General features: G+C 48.1%; 3 protein-coding genes and 1 pseudogene. All 4 read right to left on the reverse strand.

From position 1 onward, the window contains the following. Nucleotides 1-612: chitobiase/beta-hexosaminidase C-terminal domain-containing protein (locus tag ACYVRH_RS11585; RefSeq protein WP_461257072.1), on the reverse strand; the 612-nt coding region annotated here is incomplete at its 3' end. A gap of 215 nt (nucleotides 613-827) precedes the next feature. Further along, a pseudogene (locus ACYVRH_RS11590) lies at nucleotides 828-962 on the reverse strand (BrnA antitoxin family protein); the annotation flags it as partial. 151 nt (nucleotides 963-1,113) lie between these two features. Further along, nucleotides 1,114-1,401 carry a PG0541 family transporter-associated protein gene (locus tag ACYVRH_RS11595; RefSeq protein ID WP_461257073.1) on the reverse strand — a complete coding sequence of 96 codons (288 nt, stop codon included), beginning with the start codon at nucleotides 1,399-1,401 and terminating at the stop codon, nucleotides 1,114-1,116. Then, the coding region (locus ACYVRH_RS11600; RefSeq protein ID WP_461257074.1) for an efflux RND transporter permease subunit at nucleotides 1,398-2,649 on the reverse strand (1,252 nt) is incomplete at its 5' end. The genes ACYVRH_RS11600 and ACYVRH_RS11595, both read right to left, overlap by 4 nt.

Genomic DNA, 2,649 nt, shown 5'->3' on the forward strand with positions numbered 1-2,649 from the left:
GCCCGATTTCGACACCGACACGCTCAAATTTCCGCCTGCGGTAAATCCGCTGATCGGTAACGTGTACGTTGGCCCTGAGCCGCCGAGAGTTCCTTTGGTTACGCTGTTTGATAATCCGGTCAAGGTGATGTCATTGGCGCTCAGTCCGCTTATCGCCGCGCTAAAGTTCAGCGTCAACTGCGTTGTAGTTTGCGAAGATGAGCCGTTCTGGGTTACGCTGTTGAGGGTGACGGGGATGGTTGCGGCGGTGATTGTATAAACCGCAGTCAGTACGGCGCTGTTGTTCATGCCTTCTTTAACGGCGATGGCTTTCAGCGTGGTTGTCGCGCTGATGGTAATCGCTCCGTTGTACAGCGTACTGCCCGTTGTCGGCGTACTGTCATTTGTGGTGTAATAAATGCTTGCTCCTGCGGTTGCCGTGTTTAAGGTAACGCTTTGAGCGGCGGCGTAAGTTCCTGCCGGCGGGCTTGCTGTCGGCGTTGCGACTGTTTGAGGTATTGGGTCAGTGCTTCCATTACTGCAAGCCGCCATTGAAAACCCGATTACCGCTAAAATCAGCATTAACAAGCTAATACTGATTTTTAGCACGTTTGTTTTGTTCATGTTTTTCATAAAAAACTCCTTATTGTTTGTTGTGTATAAAAAAGCCGGTGTTCGCACATGCGTGCGAATCCGGCGTTTTTCCAAAGAGGGAAAATAGAGACAGGTTAATTTTTGATAAAAAAAACGGTGTTAAGTGATTTGTATAGTTGACACGATATTTGTTAGGTGAGTAAATGTGTGTAACGAAGAAATTATTTCGCTCTTTCCCCGCACACCGCTTTCTTTTACCTTGTAGCCTCGGTTAAGATGCCTGGGTTATTCACGGCGTATTGTAATACATCGGACATAATGCCTGTGTAACCATCACCCATTGTTTTGTAGCTTTCCAAAACGTCTGGGGCGATGCGGATTGTTATTGTTTGCTTCTTTAGTTGGCGGCATTTTTACGCCTCCCGCATGACTGACAAGCTGGAAGCAAGGAAGGTAATGCTTGCAACTGGTCATAAAACCGAGTCTGTTTTTAAGGGCTATTCAGGCCATGCGCTTGAAACCGATCTAAATGATGTGACGTTATTTCAACGCCGCGTCCATCATAAAAAGTTTTATTCCTTCATCGGGGAAACGTTCCTTTACTTCCCGAACTGCGGTTTCCACCCTGGCTGTTTCTTCTTCGTCTAAGTAACTAATGAGCAAAAAATTCATTTCAGGCCATGTGGCTGTTCCCAGCCGGTACTTGGTTTTGCCCCTGCCGCATACCTGGGGCAATAAGGTGTAGTAGAAGTCTTGTATATTTTTTTCCAAGGTTTCTATGATTTCGTTCTCTACAGAACGGTTGGCGATTAGTTCCATGCGTTTCATTGCGCTACCTCCTTAACTTTTTTTCCCCTTTTTTCATTGAAAAGAGAATACAGTACGGGAATAAAAAACAAGGTTATAAACGTGGCCGAGATAAGGCCGCCGGCTACGGTTAACCTTATGGGCTGGAGCATGGTGGCGGATTTGCCGGGGAAAAATGCCATGGGAATAATTCCTATAATTGTAGTAAGAGCGGTCATCAGTACCGGGCGGAGACGGGACCTGCCACCCTCAATGCAAGCCTCGCCTACAGGGGCGCCGCGCCCGACAAGAAGATTGGTATAGTCTACCAGTATTATTCCGTTATTCACTACTATCCCTACCAGCATTACTATGCCTATCAGCGAAAACATGCTGAGGTTCTGTCCGTACAGGGCGTAAACCGCGACCACGCCGATAAGCATGAGCGGTATGGTACAGATGTTGATAAAGGGGTCTTTGAAGGATTCATATTGCCCAGCCATTACTCCAAAAACAAGCAGTATCGCAAGGGTGATAATTAAAATAAACGTTCGCATGGTTTTGCCGATTTCTCCCCATTGCCCTTCGTAAGTAAGTCCCATGCCTTCGGGAATGATGAAATTAGCGTTGATTAGCTCCCGGACTTTTTGTTCAATTATGTTTATTCGCTGCCCTTCCGTGACATTGCCCGTTATGTGAATAACGCGCGCCTGCCCTTCGCGGTTAATGCTTACCGGTCCCAGGCTTTTATTAAGGCTTGTAAAGTTGGAGAGGGGGATAAGCGCGCCCGTATTTGAGGCGACGGAAATCAGGTCAAGGTCGGGAAGTTTCGCACGGTCTTCGTCACGCAGTTCCAGTACGACCGAATATTCATCGCCCAAGTAACGGAAACTTGTTGCGGTAAGCCCGTTCATGGCGGCGGCTATTTCATTCGCTATGGAGCTTACCGAAAGACCGAAATCGTAGGCGCGTTTGCGGTCAATCACCACTTCAACCTGGGGCAGTCCTTCCGTAAGACTGACGCTCACGTCAACAAGTTCCGGGACGTTTTCTTTTATTATTTCCGCTATTTCCTGCGCTGCGGCGAGACCTGCGCCGATGTCGTTAATGCGGAGAGCCAGATCAATATCCGATCCTCCTCCTGCCAACATCCGCCCCCTGCTCTGACCGAAACTTAGAGAGGCGTTGGGAAAGTCGTTAAAATGCGAACGGAGTTTGTTCATTACCTGCGCCGAATTATCCGCTGCGGGATTATCCATATCGAGGCTTACGCTCAATTCGCCCTTATAC

The sequence above is a fragment of the Treponema sp. R80B11-R83G3 genome, from assembly GCF_054786115.1.

Bases quoted from the DNA above. Each gene is read 5' to 3' on its own strand.
- ACYVRH_RS11595 (WP_461257073.1), bottom strand. From the start codon at position 1,401: ATGAAACGCATGGAACTAATCGCCAACCGTTCTGTAGAGAACGAAATC.